The 15,888-nt window shown below is 46.0% G+C and carries 8 protein-coding genes; 3 read left to right on the top strand and 5 right to left on the bottom strand.

The window, feature by feature from the left end:
* Positions 1–1,196 precede the first annotated feature (1,196 nt).
* Both GFB48_RS08100 and GFB48_RS08095 read left to right on the top strand, forming a co-directional pair.
* Positions 1,197–1,487, top strand: a complete 291-nt coding sequence (locus GFB48_RS08100) for a hypothetical protein (RefSeq protein WP_163933720.1) — start codon at positions 1,197–1,199, stop codon at positions 1,485–1,487.
* Positions 1,488–1,590: 103 nt separating this feature from the next.
* Positions 1,591–2,991: a S8 family serine peptidase gene (locus GFB48_RS08095; RefSeq protein WP_163933717.1), complete on the top strand. Its 1,401-nt coding sequence runs from the start codon at positions 1,591–1,593 to the stop codon at positions 2,989–2,991.
* Between the two features lie 177 nt (positions 2,992–3,168).
* On the opposite strand, the gene GFB48_RS08090 is transcribed toward GFB48_RS08095, so the two are convergent.
* Complete coding sequence (locus GFB48_RS08090; protein ID WP_163933714.1) at positions 3,169–7,740, bottom strand: PKD domain-containing protein; 4,572 nt, start codon at positions 7,738–7,740, stop codon at positions 3,169–3,171.
* A gap of 249 nt (positions 7,741–7,989) precedes the next feature.
* On the opposite strand from GFB48_RS08090, the gene GFB48_RS08085 reads away from it, so the two are divergent.
* Positions 7,990–8,961: a sensor domain-containing diguanylate cyclase gene (locus GFB48_RS08085; protein ID WP_163933711.1), complete on the top strand. Its 972-nt coding sequence runs from the start codon at positions 7,990–7,992 to the stop codon at positions 8,959–8,961.
* A 91-nt stretch (positions 8,962–9,052) separates the two neighbouring features.
* On the opposite strand, the gene GFB48_RS08080 is transcribed toward GFB48_RS08085, so the two are convergent.
* From GFB48_RS08080 to GFB48_RS08065, 4 genes are all read right to left on the bottom strand, one after another.
* Complete coding sequence (locus GFB48_RS08080) at positions 9,053–9,892, bottom strand: hypothetical protein (RefSeq protein ID WP_163933709.1); 840 nt, start codon at positions 9,890–9,892, stop codon at positions 9,053–9,055.
* A 239-nt stretch (positions 9,893–10,131) separates the two neighbouring features.
* Entirely contained in the window at positions 10,132–10,449 is a 318-nt protein-coding gene (locus tag GFB48_RS08075) for a DUF6172 family protein (protein ID WP_163933706.1), read from the bottom strand.
* The gene (locus GFB48_RS08070) at positions 10,446–10,751 is read right to left on the bottom strand and encodes a YkgJ family cysteine cluster protein (RefSeq protein ID WP_163933743.1); all 306 of its coding nucleotides are present in this window, start codon (positions 10,749–10,751) and stop codon (positions 10,446–10,448) included. The genes GFB48_RS08075 and GFB48_RS08070 overlap by 4 nt, the downstream gene beginning before the upstream one ends.
* Positions 10,752–11,117: 366 nt before the next feature.
* The gene (locus GFB48_RS08065; RefSeq protein ID WP_163933703.1) at positions 11,118–15,638 is read right to left on the bottom strand and encodes a heparinase II/III family protein; all 4,521 of its coding nucleotides are present in this window, start codon (positions 15,636–15,638) and stop codon (positions 11,118–11,120) included.
* Positions 15,639–15,888 lie beyond the last annotated feature (250 nt).

Below are 15,888 nucleotides of genomic sequence, written 5' to 3'. Positions count from 1 at the left end.
TCATAGTGTCACCTGTTATGCTATGAGGTGTATTTTAACACCTCTAATCAGGTGGCCAAATTAACTATGCCACTACATTAGGAGCCTAGTAAAAATTAATGTTGCCAAACATAGTTAACTTTATAAACGCCTTCCTAGCATACATTGCCACTTTGATTTGGAACATTGCATGGTAATGAAATCCTGATTAAGATGCTTGAAAAAGTATTTATTAGGAAAATCGTGTGACTATATTCTTTTTGATTTGCTTAATTATCAGCTTAATAGTGCACTTCTATGTTTCAAGGTTTGTTAGTAAAGCCCAATTCATTATGGTTACAAGACACAGAAGCTTCTTAAGAAGCCTTGATATAAGGGAGTATCGCAAGGACAGGATATTCCTACCTGGAAAGGATACCAAAGAATATGACTTCTCTGTAAATATAAATGGCAATAGAACATCCTATGGCCAGCTATATCATCAGATCGACCTTATTAAAACATTAAATGATCCAGAGCTAACTCAACTTTGCATGCAACATAAAAAATGGAGCACACCAAGTGCCTTAGCGATTACAACCTTTGGCGTACTTTTAGTTTTTAGTCTTTAGTCAGTTTGGGATAAAGAAACCAGTCAAAAAAGCCTACTAATACAGCTAAAGACCGCCATGGTTAAATCTTGGTGATTGGCGTTTTGCATCATCTTGTTTGACTATATTGATGAGTCATTTAACCAATTAATTATGGCTATCTATATGTACTTACGGTAAAAAACTGATAAGCGGGGTGCGGGCGTTGTATGATCGGACCCCTAATAGCCAAACCGAACAAAGTCAACTGGAAAAAGAATGCGTCGATTCAGGCATTATGGTGGTACCGACGAAATCTGAGTCAATTGTGTTTTAGGATGAGTATAAGCTCACCATGCATAAATGATTGCAGGTGCAGGATTTAATGAAGTTTAACGGTGCTGTGTGTGAGGGCTTAGATGTGGTGGCGAGAAGTGGCTGCGGTGTATAACGCCAAGTTAGGGGATTAACCCTTAGCGCCATAAATCAGCCAGCCTGTGATTGTCCAGATTAGGTAGCCAAGGGCAACCACAAACAGCAGTGCTTTTAGTGCAAACATAAGGAAACCCATGTCTGATTTAAAGGTGAGTTTAACCCTAAGTGCCGATGGTAAGCAGCTGGTAGGCAAGCTTAAGGGCGGTAAACCAGTTGAATGCCAGTTTAGATAAGTCTGGCCCAGCTGGCAAGCGCGCGGCTGTGGGGTTAAGTCAAGTCGAAACCAAAGCACTGTCTACAAACAAGACCCTGCAACATATGGCCCATAGCTCTTGCCTAACCATTTCTGGTTTCTTGCTTCTTAATGCATATTCATTATTGAGAGCTAACCCAAGACAGCCAAAATCAATGGGGTCAGAGTCTGACTCCATTGATTCTAGCATCTCTAAAAAACACCAACCCCACGTTTCGCAATCATCTGTTGCAATAATTGGCAATACCTGAATTCCTACCTTAAACTGATGATAGATATCAGGTTTAACATTTTGATATTCAACTTCCCGGTATAGTTGTACGGAATAAACTATAACCAACAAGGACGATCATAATGAAAAAGTTTTTGATCTATACTGCTGTCACTTTCGCTATATCTACCTCGGCTAACGCCATCAATTATATACATAATGTCAAAGGTTCCTTTGATAAGGAAAAGGTACAACAACAAGTTAGCCACGCAGGCGGCCAGTTACTTGATTGTTTACCCCAAATCGGGATTTGCCAAGTAAGTTTTGAGTCTAATGAGCAAGCGCTAAAATCTGGCTTGACACTATCTCCAGATGCCTCTGCTTTTATACCAAATATTGAAACGGGTTTGACCGATGAGCAGCGTGAGTTAACGCTAGAGTCTTTTAATAATCCCCCTTATAGTGGCGATGACGACTTCTATTTTGACCTACAATGGGGACATGATGCCGTTAACGCTGTTGAATCGTGGAATGCTGGCCACCGCGGAGCTGGTGTCGTGGTTGCCGTGCTTGATTCTGGTGCTGATGCCACTCATCCCGATTTAGCCCCCAATATTAATACCCAATTAAGTACGTCATTTGTAGCTGGAGAAGCTTGGTACGATACCTATGGTACTTTTAACCATGGTTCCCATACTGCAGGCACAATTGCAGCCGCGGACAATGGTTATGGTGTGATTGGGGTAGCCCCAGAGGCAGAACTTATTATTTTAAAAGTGTTATCAGCTCAAACTGGCTCTGGTAGCTCCTATGGCACAATGGCTGGCATTGTTTATGCAGCGGATAATGGCGCGGATGTCATTAATATGAGCTTGGGGTTATCAATACGCAAAAATGGTTTATATGATATCGCCGGTACGCCCTATGACACCAGCGATGATATCCGTTTTGCGGTAGGTGGAGAGGATGGCATTGCCGCTTTTATTAACTCTTACCAAAAAGCGGTGGATTATGCAGTTAAAAAAGGCGTAACTATTATTGCTTCTGCAGGGAATGATAGCGTGATATCTAATGCCAGTGATTCATTAGTTCACTTACCTTCAGACTTGCCAAAAGTGCTATCAATATCGGCTACTACGCCTTATAACTGGGCTAAAGATCCAACCAATACTTATTTAGATAACCGTGCAAGTTATTCAAACTATGGTAGCAAGAGTATTTCTTTTGCCGCTCCTGGAGGTAGTGTTGATGCGGCAGGCTTACCGGGTGGATTCGACATTTGTCAGGCGGGCGTTGTTCAACACTACTGCTTTGTATTTGATCTGGTGTTTAGTACCAGCGGCACAGGTAGCTGGTACTGGTCAGCGGGTACATCTATGGCGGCTCCACATGCAGCAGGGGTTGCAGCACTAATTATTGGTAAAAATGGCGGCGATATGGACCCAGTTCATGTTGAAAAAGCCATGCGCGATTACGCTGATGACTTAGGCAAGCCAGGGCATGACCATACCTATGGCGCTGGGCGAGTAGTTGCACCACAGTAAGATTTAATAATAAAGGGGCAAGCCTGCCCCTTTATTCATTATTACAGCCCCACTGAATCCATAGATTCAGACTCAGCCCCCTTTATTTGACATTGTTTTCGAAGCAAGTCATTTCAAGCAATAAAAAGGGGTGTCTGTTAAACCAAACGATTACCCTTAATACCCTTTATTTAGCCATCAGTTAATCTCAGTGAATCCAGGATAATGGCTATCAATCGGCATTTCCTTTGGAATAGCTTGGGTAACGACCGTACCATCGGCTAGGGTGTAGGCAAACATTTCATCTGTCGCGGCATCCCCCTCTGATACAATACCCACAATATCCCCATTGGTATCTTCTATTAGGAACCCGACCACGGGCTTGCCAGAAATCGACGCCACTTCCAAAACGGTATTTGTATCTAGGTCAAATTGCATCAACTTGCCCCCATCGGTACCATAATAGTAATTACCATCAGACGCGAATAGTAAAGCGGTTGAAGGCAGATCATTCAACCCCGTAACTACCTCAGTGAGTGTTGGCTGGGCACACCAATTTCGGATACGTTGAATCGTACCCAGCCCAGTCATATCACTATTACGTGTTGCAAAGTAACCATCAGCACCATAGCTTGGAATGGTAATTGCTCGTACTGGTTCGTGGGGACCTGTGGTCGTTAGTGGTACTTTGTTAAAACTTCCGTTATTGGTGTCATAACAGCCCACCGCTTGGTCGAGCATGATCCACAGTCTGTGCTGATCAGCAGTGACTTCAAACTCAGGCGCCGCTGCCTTGGTTAGGTCTAAATCTTTTAGAACGGTAAAGTTATCGGTCTGCATATCAATGCGATATAACTCATAGCGACTATAGAAAGTATTCACCCCAAGTCCGTACAGCTTAAAGCCAGGTCCTTGAGCGTGCCCAATCCCCGCACGCACTCGCGTAGGGCTTGGAATCGCTTCCAGGGTTGCGGTTGCGGGATCAAATCTCGCCACAGAGCCGTTGTAACGGCTCGTTCGATCCGATAACGTCGAGAAATAATAGTTTCTGTCGGTTGCCTTTAGAATCCGCCCAAATGGCAGGCCGGCAGCTTCGAACCCCATTGACGCACTACTGACACTGGCATCGCCTCGATTGTAAGTAAGCACCGCGCCTTGGCCATAATCCCCACCGTCAAAACTTAATACTGAAACGTACCGATCGTTTATGTTGTCAGTAGCATCATTAAGTATCGCGGGATTACCAATGAAATAAAAACCGCGATCACCCCCACCTTGAATAATCGCAACGTCGGCAAAGTTAGGTTTGTAGATTTCCGCCAAGAATGGGGGTTGAAGGCCGAGGGTAGCGAGATCGTTCGACGGATCGATGTAAGCACTGGTCTGCTCATCATTAACCACTGCGTACATTCGCGAGCCCACCTGCGAAGCGATCGAACCGACTAAATCGATTGAGCCCCAATTACTGAAGCTTCGCTGTAACGTCGGCGTTCCGGCCGCAGCATTGGTTTCATACAAGCTGGCATTAAACGAGCCGCCACCTACGCACAGTATGAACACCGTTGGGTTTCGCCAGAAAAAGCTCGAACGCGGGTTATAACAATCGGTCATGCTAGTGCCTGCGGATCCGGCGACACCGGTTTGAACTGCCACCGTTGGAAAAGTACTGATGGCATTCACAAAGCTATTATCGGAGAAAGCAATAGTACCGTTTAAACGTGTGTTGACATGATCACCCCATTTGCTTGGCACCCAAGGCTTCGACAAATCGTTGACATCTGAGGGCGCCAACTCGAGCGCAGGCAAATTCGACGTCCCACGACCCGATGACCAAACAAAGAACAGATGTTGTTTGTCGGTCCAAGTCGGAGCAGTCGTCGGCCGACGAGGCGCGCCCGGCCAAGTATTCTCGGCTTTGCCAAATTCTGCAACCACACTAAATTGTTTGTATTTTGAGCTGTTAGGGTCCATATCGAGATGCAATAAGACCCCCGCATCTTGTTGACCACCGCCTTCGGAATATAAGTACGCCGAGTTGCCATCGGGGTGGAACACCAGCTCTCGATGGAATAACCGTGCATCATTTCCTGAAACTGTCAATCGTGGAATATTAGCAAACAGCGATAAATGATTAGTAATTGGATCAAATTCCAACACAGTCCCGCGTCCAAACGCCCCATTCGAAGTTTGCGTTATATACATTAATTGCCGAGTTGGGTGCGCGACCACACTCTGCTGGTGGCTATCACGATAAAAACCCGGGACACCGTGAAAACTTAACAGTTCGGTAGTTTGCGTTAAATCCGACTCGCTAATGGAGGTTAACGCGCCGGTTCCCGAAGCACCACCTGTGGTGCTTAGCATAAGCAAGTTGTGCCCCATGGGAATCGTAATAGGAGAGCCCGTGGGCGGATTGTCAGCAATGAGTAGCACGCGTGCTTTATGGTCAAATTCTCCATCCGAAACCGTTAATCCAATAAGGTATATGCCAACGATATCAGGTGTGAAGCTGGCATTGGCCATCGTTGAATCCACCACCGTTGACTGGCTGTTTGCGGGTTTCTGCTCAATCGCCCAACGATACGTTAGAGCGTCGCCATTAGGATCGGTGCTTTGGTCGCCACTGAGTTGCACCGCTTGCCCAGTGCCGGGGTTAAGTGGCGCGCTGGCTGCAGCTTGAGGCGCGAGGTTTTTTTCAGTGTCATGAATCACCATAACATCTGGTAACGATGTACTTTGACCATCGCTGACCACCAGCTGAATGACATAATCGCCCTCAACATCGGGAATGAATCGGGGCGTACGGGATGCGTCAAACTGTAAAAATGCTGAACTACCGGATGGGCTTGATACAATACTCCACTTATAGGCAAGCGTGTCGCCATCAGCATCGCTAGAACCCGAACCATCCAATACGACCTCGATACCGCTAAACGCCTGTAAGTCTTGACCTGCATTCGCCACTGGCAGGGTATTTTTAGCGGGGTCACGAACTACGACAACATCAAACGCGGTCTGACCTGCAGCATCGGTGACAGCCAGCTGCACCACATAATCGCCCGCCACATCGGGCGTTAATTTCGCGATGGCTTGGTCGCTATCGACCACACTCACCGAGCTCGAGGTCGGCTTCGATAGCAAACTCCACTGATAGACTAAAGTTTGTTGTTCTGGATCCGACGATAACGAGCCATCGAGCATCACTTCAACGCCAGTTGTTGTTACTTGATCGTTGCCCGCATTGGCGGTTGGCTCTAAGTCTTGATCCGTTAACGTCATCGTTGAAGGTGCACTGGTCGTCGCACCATCCGCAACCACTAACTGGAATACAAAGTCCCCCGCCACATCGGGGGTGAAGCTAGGCGCCACTGCAGAAGGGTCGGATAACGTCGCTTGAGTGCCAGCAGGCGAAGAGATTAGACTCCAAGAATAAGTTAGAGCATCACCGTCGGCATCGTACGACTTCGAACCATCGAGATTGATCGTTTGCCCTGTATTAACCTTACGGTTGACACCTGCGTCGGCTAGCGGTTTGGAGTTATTGGTTGAAATTAGAACTTGATCTGGCGTGCTGGCGTTGGAGCCATCAGAAACAATAAGCTGAACAATGTAATCACCGCCCACATCGGGGGTAAATACCGGATGGTAGCTCGTTGTATCCGCTAGAATGGCGAGGGAATTTTTTGGACGGCGAATTACCGACCACTGGGCTGTTAGTGTATCCCCATCGGCATCACTTGAGGCCGTACCATCGAGATGCACTGTGGTACCAACGTCGGTCGTTAAGTCGTTACCGGCATGCGCAATCGGTGGGTGTTGATCGGATCGCAACGACACCTGCGCCGGGTCGCTGTCGAGCTGGCCATCGTTGACAACCAAAGATAACACGTAAACGCCGTTTGTATCGGGAGTAATCTCCGCAACACTCGTGGTGGGTGCGGAAATGGCAGCGCTACTGCCAGAAGGCGCTGATACAATCGACCACTGATAACTGATCCTGTCACCATCAGGATCGGATGACCCCAAGCCATTGAGACGCACCAATTGACCCGTAGAAAACTTCTGATCGCTGCCTGCTGCTGCTATTGGTTTTGAGTTAACGTCTGAAATGATCACCGAATCCGTGTCAGTGTTGCCGTTCTGGTCGGTCACGGTCAACTCCAGCTCATAATTACCGCTTACATCGGGAGCAAAGAATGCAAATGGGGAGTCGGCCTTCGAAACCACACTGGTGCTGCCTGAAGGGGCACTGGAGATCGTCCATTGATAACTCAGGGAATCACCATCTGCATCACTGCTTTTGCTGCCGTCTAAGCGAACAATAACGTTAGCCCCTTGAAAGGTCTCATCAGGACCAGCAGACGCTGTTGGAAAAGTATTGGCGTCGCTCACACGAACTTGAGAAGGCTCGCTTGAAGCACTGGCAGTGCTCACGACTAACTCGAGCGTGTAATCACCATCGACGTCCACATATAAACGTGGAAAAGGTGTGGTTTCGTCAACCAGTGAAGTAGTGCTTCCGCTGGGTTTTTCTGCAAGATTCCATTGATAAGACAGCGTTGCCCCATCAGGGTCATAAGACTGGCTACCATTTAACGTAACGGTGCTACCAGACTTAGCGACTAACGAATGACCAGCAACGGCAACGGGCTTAGCGACCTCAGCAACAACCGGCGGTTCAGTCAGTTCTACCCTGTCATTTGAACATGCACTTAGCAGTGAGCCCAATAACACCATGAGTCCAAGGTGATTCGCAAAATTGACTCTCATAAAGGGTTCCCTCTTCACATAAAAACATTGTGCTAATCGGTGAGTGTTATGGCTATTAAACATAGACGAAAAAATGAGTAACAAGACCATTTTCAGCAATCAAATTAGCCAATATCCAAAAACAGTAAAAAGGTCACCAACAGCTGTAATATGGCTGAATGCTAATTTTCTGGAACGTTGCCTTAGGTTTTCTTTCAAGTTTACCGATTGCTAGTTACACTAATGTTAATGATCAAAAAAGGTGAGATTATGTTGGTTGAAAGTAATCGCTGTATTTATCAAAGTGTCACGAATCAGATTGATTTTAATAAATGGCAGGATTTGGCCAATTTAATTTCTGAGGTGTTTGGCTCGGCCTGCGGGGCAATTGTGCAATACCGCCAAGACGAGTTCAGTGTGGTTGTTGCCAGTGAAAACGATGATAATTTTTTAGCAAAGCATGATAGTTGGAGCTGGCACCAACCCAGTTTTTGTCGCCATATCATTGAGCAGGGCTCGCCGCTGTATGTGCCGAATCCAAAGGCTGATGCTTACTTTTCGCAGTTTCCTGCGGTGGTTAAAGGAGCGGTTCGTTCCTATTCTGGGGTGCCCGTTTTTTGGCCCGATGGCACTCCGTTTGGCACGGTTTGTGCCATCGACACTGAACAATCGGATTACAGCGATACCCTTCAGCGCTTACTTGAGCAATTGGGCCGTTTAGTACAGGCTGATATCAAAATAATGTGCGATCTATTCGAGATTAGCCAATTAGCCGTCACCGATGCCACCACTAATACCTTTAATCGCCGTGGCTTTGTTGAGCTTGGCAATAAGTTACTCAATGATGCTAAGCGCACCGGTGTCGATATCGGCATGCTTTACCTTGATATTAATAAACTGAAATATGTCAATGATAACGCCGGTCATGATGCTGGGGATTTATGCATTTGTGGCCTTGCTAATATTTTATTAGCGCAGTGTCGAGCCAATGATATTGTGGCGCGCCTTGGTGGTGATGAGTTTGCGGTATTAGTAAAAATTGAACAAGATGATGATCTTGTCACGCTAGCAAAAAGAATTAAGAGTGAATATCGGCAATTTGCCGATGGCGATGCTCGATTAAGTGCAAGTGGGGTCAGTATAGGGCACTCCGTTGCCAAGTATAATCAAGATATTAACCTTGAAAAGCTGTTAAAAAATGGCGATAAAGCGATGTATATTGAAAAACAACAACCTCACTGACACCGCTTTTTAATCGCAATTAATCCAGCCTTTAACAGACACCATAAAAATTAATGGTAATGGGGTCGACCCCATTACCATTTATAGGCCATTACTGTGCAATATAAAGCGCGTCGAACGGTTGCCCTGGTGGGTTTTGCGGGTGATACATGGTCTTAAGCACTCGCTCGGCATTTTGATCAAATGCCGCGCCATCGCCAAAGCCTTCAAAGTGACTATTCATCCCGAGTGCATGGCCAAGTTCATGCACCGCCACTTCATCGCTGGCGATGGTGGTGCAACCTGGATCTGGGGTGGCGCTGCTGTCTAACTGAATCCAACTAAAGTGGTGGTAATCATCGAAGCCATTTCTATTATTGGGCTTGCTGATGGCATAATCGAGGCCGACGAAGTAGCTGCTTATCCCCATTGAGTTTGGCGCATTAGATACTGTGCCCGATGAGCAACTACTCGTAAATGTACCTTGGCTCCAAATAAAGCCCCAATCAGTCGGCAGGCTTGAGTAATCAATTTGCCAACTGTCGCTGATATCAAGGGTGATGACCCCTTTTCTATCAAACAGTGGGTAGCCCACTAAGCGCTCTACCTCGTCCATGGCATATTCAAAACGTGGGTCGACCTTATCAAAGTAATAGACAGGAATTAAGTGCCCCTCGCCACCGCGCCAACGGGTTAAATTTGGCTGCTCTGGTGCTGGGCTGCCATCTTCAAAGCAATATGCACCGTAGCAGTCAGTGAGAGTCTCATCTAACTCTCCCCAAGCGCCATTCATGTTTTGTGAGCACATGCCCCCTTCTGCTAAGTTGCTGCACTTGATTGCCGAGGCAATCTCGGTTTCGCTAAATGCCGCAGTTTCATTATTGTCATCTTCATTACTACAGCCTATCAATGCTGTACCAGCTACGATTAAAGTCAGTAAATACTTCTTCATACCACTTCATCCTTGTAAAAATTATGGCGCGCACATTAACAAATGATAGTTACCATTTCCATTTTAATAATCAACAAGTTAAAAATATTTCAAGATCGGCTGATGGCATGATTTGTTGGCCGTAGGCAGTGCTATTGGGGGAGACTTAAGAACTCAAAAGCAAGAGTTAGAGCGATCTATTTGGTGGGTGTTACTGACAATCAATTGGCTCAACTGAACCAATTGATTGGGTAGCAGGGTTAGCCTTCGGCTTCGTCATAATCGCTGCTGCGCGGGGTGCGATCCGTCACTGCTGCATAGGCGATGATTTCAACATACAGGGTATTTGACTCGCTTGCACTGATTGCATCAATCGCTTTGTTGATTGCGCCAATATGAACGACATCGGCAGTATCTTCACTCACGCCCACTTTACAATCAAATGCCCAAAAATCGCTCTCTGCTGGTAGCTTTTTGTTGCGCTCTCTTTTGATATATTTTTTTAGCTCATGCTTGATGGCATCTAACCAACGCTGGGGCTTTAATTTAGGGTGGTTTAGTTCAAATGACTTTTTCATTGATTATCCTGGGGCGTTAACTGTTTACGTTCGTCTTGGCACTCTGCTGAGCCCATTTCGAATTCGCGGCAAATCCACGGGCGGTTTTCATAGATACTGCACATATGCGTGTCTCTATCTAAAGCTGAGCACCAACCATCTTCAAGTCTAAGCATGGTTTGTGGCCCCCATTCATCCTCTTTGATGTGCTCAGAGGGGACGCCTGTGTCTGTAATGAGTATTACTTCTAGTCGACAACAACAAGCTTTGCAATTAGAACAAAGAATTTCTGAGCTTGTTTCAGTGATAACGGCAATATCCATAGTAGTCTCGGTAGAGAGTAATACCGCATCATACCCTAGTTTGCTTAAATGCGCAGTCAATTATATCGCCTTAATAGCGCCATCCCCCAATAAAACCACAAACTTAGCCACTTATAAAGATGATTAGCCAATCACAACTTAGTCATTGCAATTAATTTCACTGTGTCAGCGACTAAGCTTAAGCTTGGATTTGGCAGTAGTCACCACAACTGTGGCTTGAGCCTATTGCATAACTTGTTAAACTCGGCGTTACAGGGTCACACCCATAACGTTTTTAGTGTGATAAACCGTGGCAGTGCAATCTTCAAAAAAATGACGGCGGTTGCTTGCGCCACCGCCGTCAAAACATCAGCTTTAGCCTAGCCGTTAAGGTATTGCTGCATCGAATGGATTGCTATCGACTAGGTTATTCACCCCATCACCATCGGTATCCACCGCCAAGGCATCGCCACTTGGTAACGTCACTTGATAGCTATCGCCATTAACGGTCAATGAAACCGTTTGACTGTTTTTATCAAACTCTACGGTAACCGATGGGGTTAGACTGCCATTACTGTTATCCCCTTTAAATGGTATAAGCGCCGTCACAAAGTACTGATCAGTCGCTGTTCTTGGCAAACTAAACGCACTGGCGCGACGTTCAAACTCATTCATACCGGTGGCAATAACACCAAATCCTGCACCCGTTGCATAAGGCCCAATTCCTTGCATTTCATCGATCATGTTAAGCCCGTTTTGTGGCCACCCTTTGATCAATAAATTGCCCTGACGTGAGCCTTCAACTGGCATAGTGGTGTACATCTCAAGATTTTGGCTGTCCAATACACTGTGGTTGGGATTGAACTGTTGTGCCTTGTCCATTTCGTTTTCATTGGCAAATTGGAAATGGGCATAAATCGTGCCGCCATCAGCGCTGCCGCTTAACTTATCCACTAATACAAAGTACTGATTATTAATCAATAACACCGTTCGCTGATGCTTAAGTTGGCTATAGCTCTGATTTTGTAACTCAATAAGATCATAGTTAAAGCTTCCTGCGTCAATGGCCTCGGCGAAACGGTTTAGTTGGTGCGCAAAACCGCTATTTTGTAAATTATAGGTAACCGTATTATGAACTCGTGTCTGCTTATACTTATCTCGCATGGCAATCACATCTGGGTCGCTACTTCCGTAAGCTTGCTGACTAGCATCACTGATCAGGGTTCGGCCAAATGCTCTTAATTCAAAAGTCAGGTTATCGGGCTGATTATGCCATTCAGCCTCATCACCGCTTTTTAGGATCATGCCGATACCATCGCCACCATTAAAGCCCCAGTCACTGCGCAAGCCATAGTAGCCGCCCCAATCTAGTACTGTGCTTTTAAATGGCGTGCCACTGCTGCCTTTGGTTGCTAGATATTCATGTTTAGTGTCCGAATCTTGATACTCTGTAAAGTAGCTCGGACTCGAACTAATCCTTGGCCAACCATCACCAAAACTGGTTCGTCTAAAGTTTGGTAAATAAAAGCCCATCGCAGCATCAAAGGTTTTTTTCACCAGTGCCTGATACTCGGCTGAGTAGGCATCTCCACGACCATTTTGATTGGCAATGTTATAATAATCCCTAAACTTAAATGCATAATCACCATGGTAATGGGCGCTGAGCTCTTTGTTCATACCATCGGGATAAACTTCTGCAAAAAGCAGTTCACTGGTCTGACTGATGGTATCTTCAATCCAGCCAGTATCTGGCTCACTGGCACGAGTCAACTCATTAAATAGGAATCCATTTTCCATCACGTACTGCAGTTCATATGTCAGATGATTACCACTAGCGGTATAATTTTGCGTGACAAAATCGAGCGAATGAAATAACCCATTTAATAGATACGCCAACATCTTTTGGTCAAAATGAGGACTCGCAATCACTTGTGTGAGCATTTCACTGACAAAATGCCCACGAATGGCATTACTGAAAGGATGCTTTACGCCATACTCATATTTTGCTGCCAGATTTTCCCTAAATGGATAAGCATGCTCAAAATATGATACAAAACGAGCAATGATCTCATCGAAAAAGAGCTTATTGCCAGTCGCTTGATAAGCTTGGTAAATCAGCTGAATATCCCCAAACTCACGGGTATGCTGAATCATCCACTCAGCATAAGAAGAAGGATCGTTCACCCAATCATACTCATCTCCCATAAAGAACATCTCGGAATCATCTCCCCAAAAGTAATGCAGGAAGTTTTGATGCTCTTTTAAAGTTAAAGGCTCTGGATTAAATATGACCTTTTTATCAGTAAATTTGGTTCGATAGTAATTAAGTAACTCCTCGCCAGCCGCGGTAATATTGCCCGCTTGGTAAGCGCTATTTACCTCGCTCAACTCTGGTAAGGTCAAGTCTAAACGAGATAATAGTGCGCTCATGGTAAATTCTGGCAAAATGGTCTGCTCGACTAAGCGAGCATGCTCTAATGCTATAGCGGCTTTTCTCGCTTCGAGATTGCTAGGGACATTAACGCTGTCATCCAGTTGTCGTCCTTCTGTACTTTGCATATTACTATGCCAAGCATCTGGCAGACCATCGACATCCGCATCCACACTGGCGCCTGCATCAAATGGGAAAGCATCCAGCTCATCAGCGACACCATCGCCGTCACTATCGATAGTCTTACGCACTAACGGCTCACTATCAAAGGCATCATCGATACCATCGCCATCGCTGTCTCGGCTGAGGGGGTTGGTGCCTAGCGCCACTTCCTCGGCATCCGTTAGGGTATCGCCATCACTGTCTGGGTTTAACTGATCCGTTCCTAAAGCCAGCTCCTGATCATCGGTTAAGGCATCGTTATCATCATCGCTATCACTGTTGTTACCGATACCATCACCATCGCTATCAAGCCATTCCGAGCCATCAACTGGGAAAGGATCATCAAAGTCAGCAACCCCATCGCCATCGCTATCTTGATTGCTATAAAGTACGTTTACACTCTCTTGGGATATCGCCTTATTGAAAAACTTTATTTCATCAATCTGACCGAAGAATCTATTGCCTAAGTCGAAGTTTTGTAATTGATTAAAGTCTAAAAATTTAGCTTCGGCGCTGGCAATTAAGCTTCCATCAAAATAAAGCTTCATCTCTCCTGTGCTCATGTTTTTAGTCATTACCCAGTGATGCCAATTGTTCTGGGTTAGGGTTTCAGGTGCCACCACTGATAATCGATCATATCCACTAGGGTTATCTGGGTTGCTGCCCCAATCCATGTAAACCTTTGTACCTCGATACGGTACATGGGCTTGAATTACCCGGTTATTGGCGGCATCTACGCCGTACAACAGATTATTTTCTTTGTCGACGCCATAGCCTTTTTGCCAAAATGATATTGAAAACTGATCCGTTACCTGCTGCATAAAGCTATGGTCGATGGTGATTTGATTACCGTCGCTGGCATCATTGAATTGCAACGCTTTAGTCCTAGGGCTCGCCACCAGCTCAGTGGTCCCATTGAGTTGAGCCGCCAAACCGTTAACAGCATCAAAACTCAGGTTGCCAGATTGCTGATTAAAGTCCCAATAGGCGATTAAGTCACTGTTAACATTGATTTCAGCTTGCAGCGGATATGGATCTTGTTCATCTAAAATCCCATCGTTATCATCATCAGGATCGCTATTATTACCAAGGCCATCGCCATCGGTATCTAACCATTCACTGTTATCATTTGGAAACGCATCTAGCTGGAGCCGCGGAGATGAAGTCGAATCACTTGCTGACTTTGTTGCATTCCAATTATCAGGGTAACCATCGCCGTCACTATCCACGGCTGCCGCCGCATCTAATGCAAAGGCATCGCTATTATCACCGACACCATCACCATCGCTATCTAGGCTTTCACTGGGGTTTTCAGGAAAGGCATCACTATTATCGCCGATGCCATCGCCGTCGCTATCACGCCACTCAGCAGCATCATTGATAAAAGCATCCAGTTCTAGTCTGGGTTCAGAGCTGGAATCGTCGGCGCTTTTGCCCTCATTCCAGCTATCGGGATAGCCATCTTGGTCACTATCAACGGCTGCCGCCGCATCTAATGGGAAGGCGTCGCTATGGTCACCGACACCATCACCATCGCTATCTAGGCTTTCAGTTGGGTTTGTAGGAAAGGCATCACTATTATCACCAACGCCATCGCCGTCGCCATCACGCCACTCGTTAGCATCATTGATAAAAGCATCCAGTTCTAGTCTGGGTTCAGAGCTGGAATCGTCGGCGCTTTTGCCCTCATTCCAGCTATCGGGGTAACCATCTTGGTCACTATCAAGCGCTGCCGCCGCATCTAAAACAAAGGCATCACTATTATCACCAACGCCATCGCCATCGCTATCACGCCATTCGTTAGCATTACCGATAAAAGCATCCAGTTCTAGCCTGGGTTCAGAGCTGGAATCGTCGGCGCTTTTGCCCTCATTCCAGCTATCAGGATAACCATCTTGATCACCATCAACGGCTGCCGCCGCGTCTAAAGCAAAGGCATCACTATTATCACCAACACCGTCGCCATCGCTATCACGCCACTCAGCTGCATCATTGATAAAAGCATCCAGTTCTAGCCTGGGTTCAGAGCTGGAATCGTCGGCGCTTTTGCCCTCATTCCAGCTATCGGGGTAACCATCTTGGTCACTATCAACGGCTGCCGCCGCGTCTAAAGCAAAGGCATCGCCATTATCGCCGACACCATCGCCATCGCGGTCGCTACTTTCCGCTGAGTCAAAGGGGAAAGCGTCTTGTGTATCAACCACGCCATCATTATCACTATCAAGAACACTTGCATTTAGGTCTGGGGCGTTGTCGTCTGAGCCACAGCCCCATAGTGCCAATAAGGCCGTTGCTGTTATTATTGTTTTTTTCATAAAATCACTTCGAACCAGAAGCTACTTACTGCTTATTTAGTAACTGTAAAAAGAAAATCATTAAACCCTGTGCCATTGTTCATTGATTACTAGCAATGGCAGAACTTGTCGCAATAGTTTTTATCTTCACTGGGATAAAGATAACTCGCTAAACTAAAGCGACTAAAAAGCCACCACCATTAAGCAAAAACCAACAAAATCAACAACTTTGTATAAAAATGATTAATGTTGGATCTCTAAAAATGGCAGC

Origin of the sequence: Paraferrimonas sp. SM1919 (assembly GCF_010993985.1) — a bacterium.
In the GTDB taxonomy this organism is placed as follows: domain Bacteria; phylum Pseudomonadota; class Gammaproteobacteria; order Enterobacterales; family Shewanellaceae; genus SM1919.
This window is presented reverse-complemented; position numbering and strand designations above follow the sequence as displayed.

What these genes read in the sequence shown, in the direction of transcription:
- GFB48_RS08080 (WP_163933709.1), bottom strand. Translation starts at nt 9,892, where the DNA reads ATGAAGAAGTATTTACTGACTTTAATCGTAGCTGGTACAGCATTGATA.
- GFB48_RS08070 (WP_163933743.1), bottom strand. Translation starts at nt 10,751, where the DNA reads ATGGATATTGCCGTTATCACTGAAACAAGCTCAGAAATTCTTTGTTCT.
- GFB48_RS08095 (WP_163933717.1), top strand. Translation starts at nt 1,591, where the DNA reads ATGAAAAAGTTTTTGATCTATACTGCTGTCACTTTCGCTATATCTACC.
- GFB48_RS08090 (WP_163933714.1), bottom strand. Translation starts at nt 7,740, where the DNA reads ATGAGAGTCAATTTTGCGAATCACCTTGGACTCATGGTGTTATTGGGC.
- GFB48_RS08085 (WP_163933711.1), top strand. Translation starts at nt 7,990, where the DNA reads ATGTTGGTTGAAAGTAATCGCTGTATTTATCAAAGTGTCACGAATCAG.
- GFB48_RS08075 (WP_163933706.1), bottom strand. Translation starts at nt 10,449, where the DNA reads ATGAAAAAGTCATTTGAACTAAACCACCCTAAATTAAAGCCCCAGCGT.
- GFB48_RS08065 (WP_163933703.1), bottom strand. Translation starts at nt 15,638, where the DNA reads ATGAAAAAAACAATAATAACAGCAACGGCCTTATTGGCACTATGGGGC.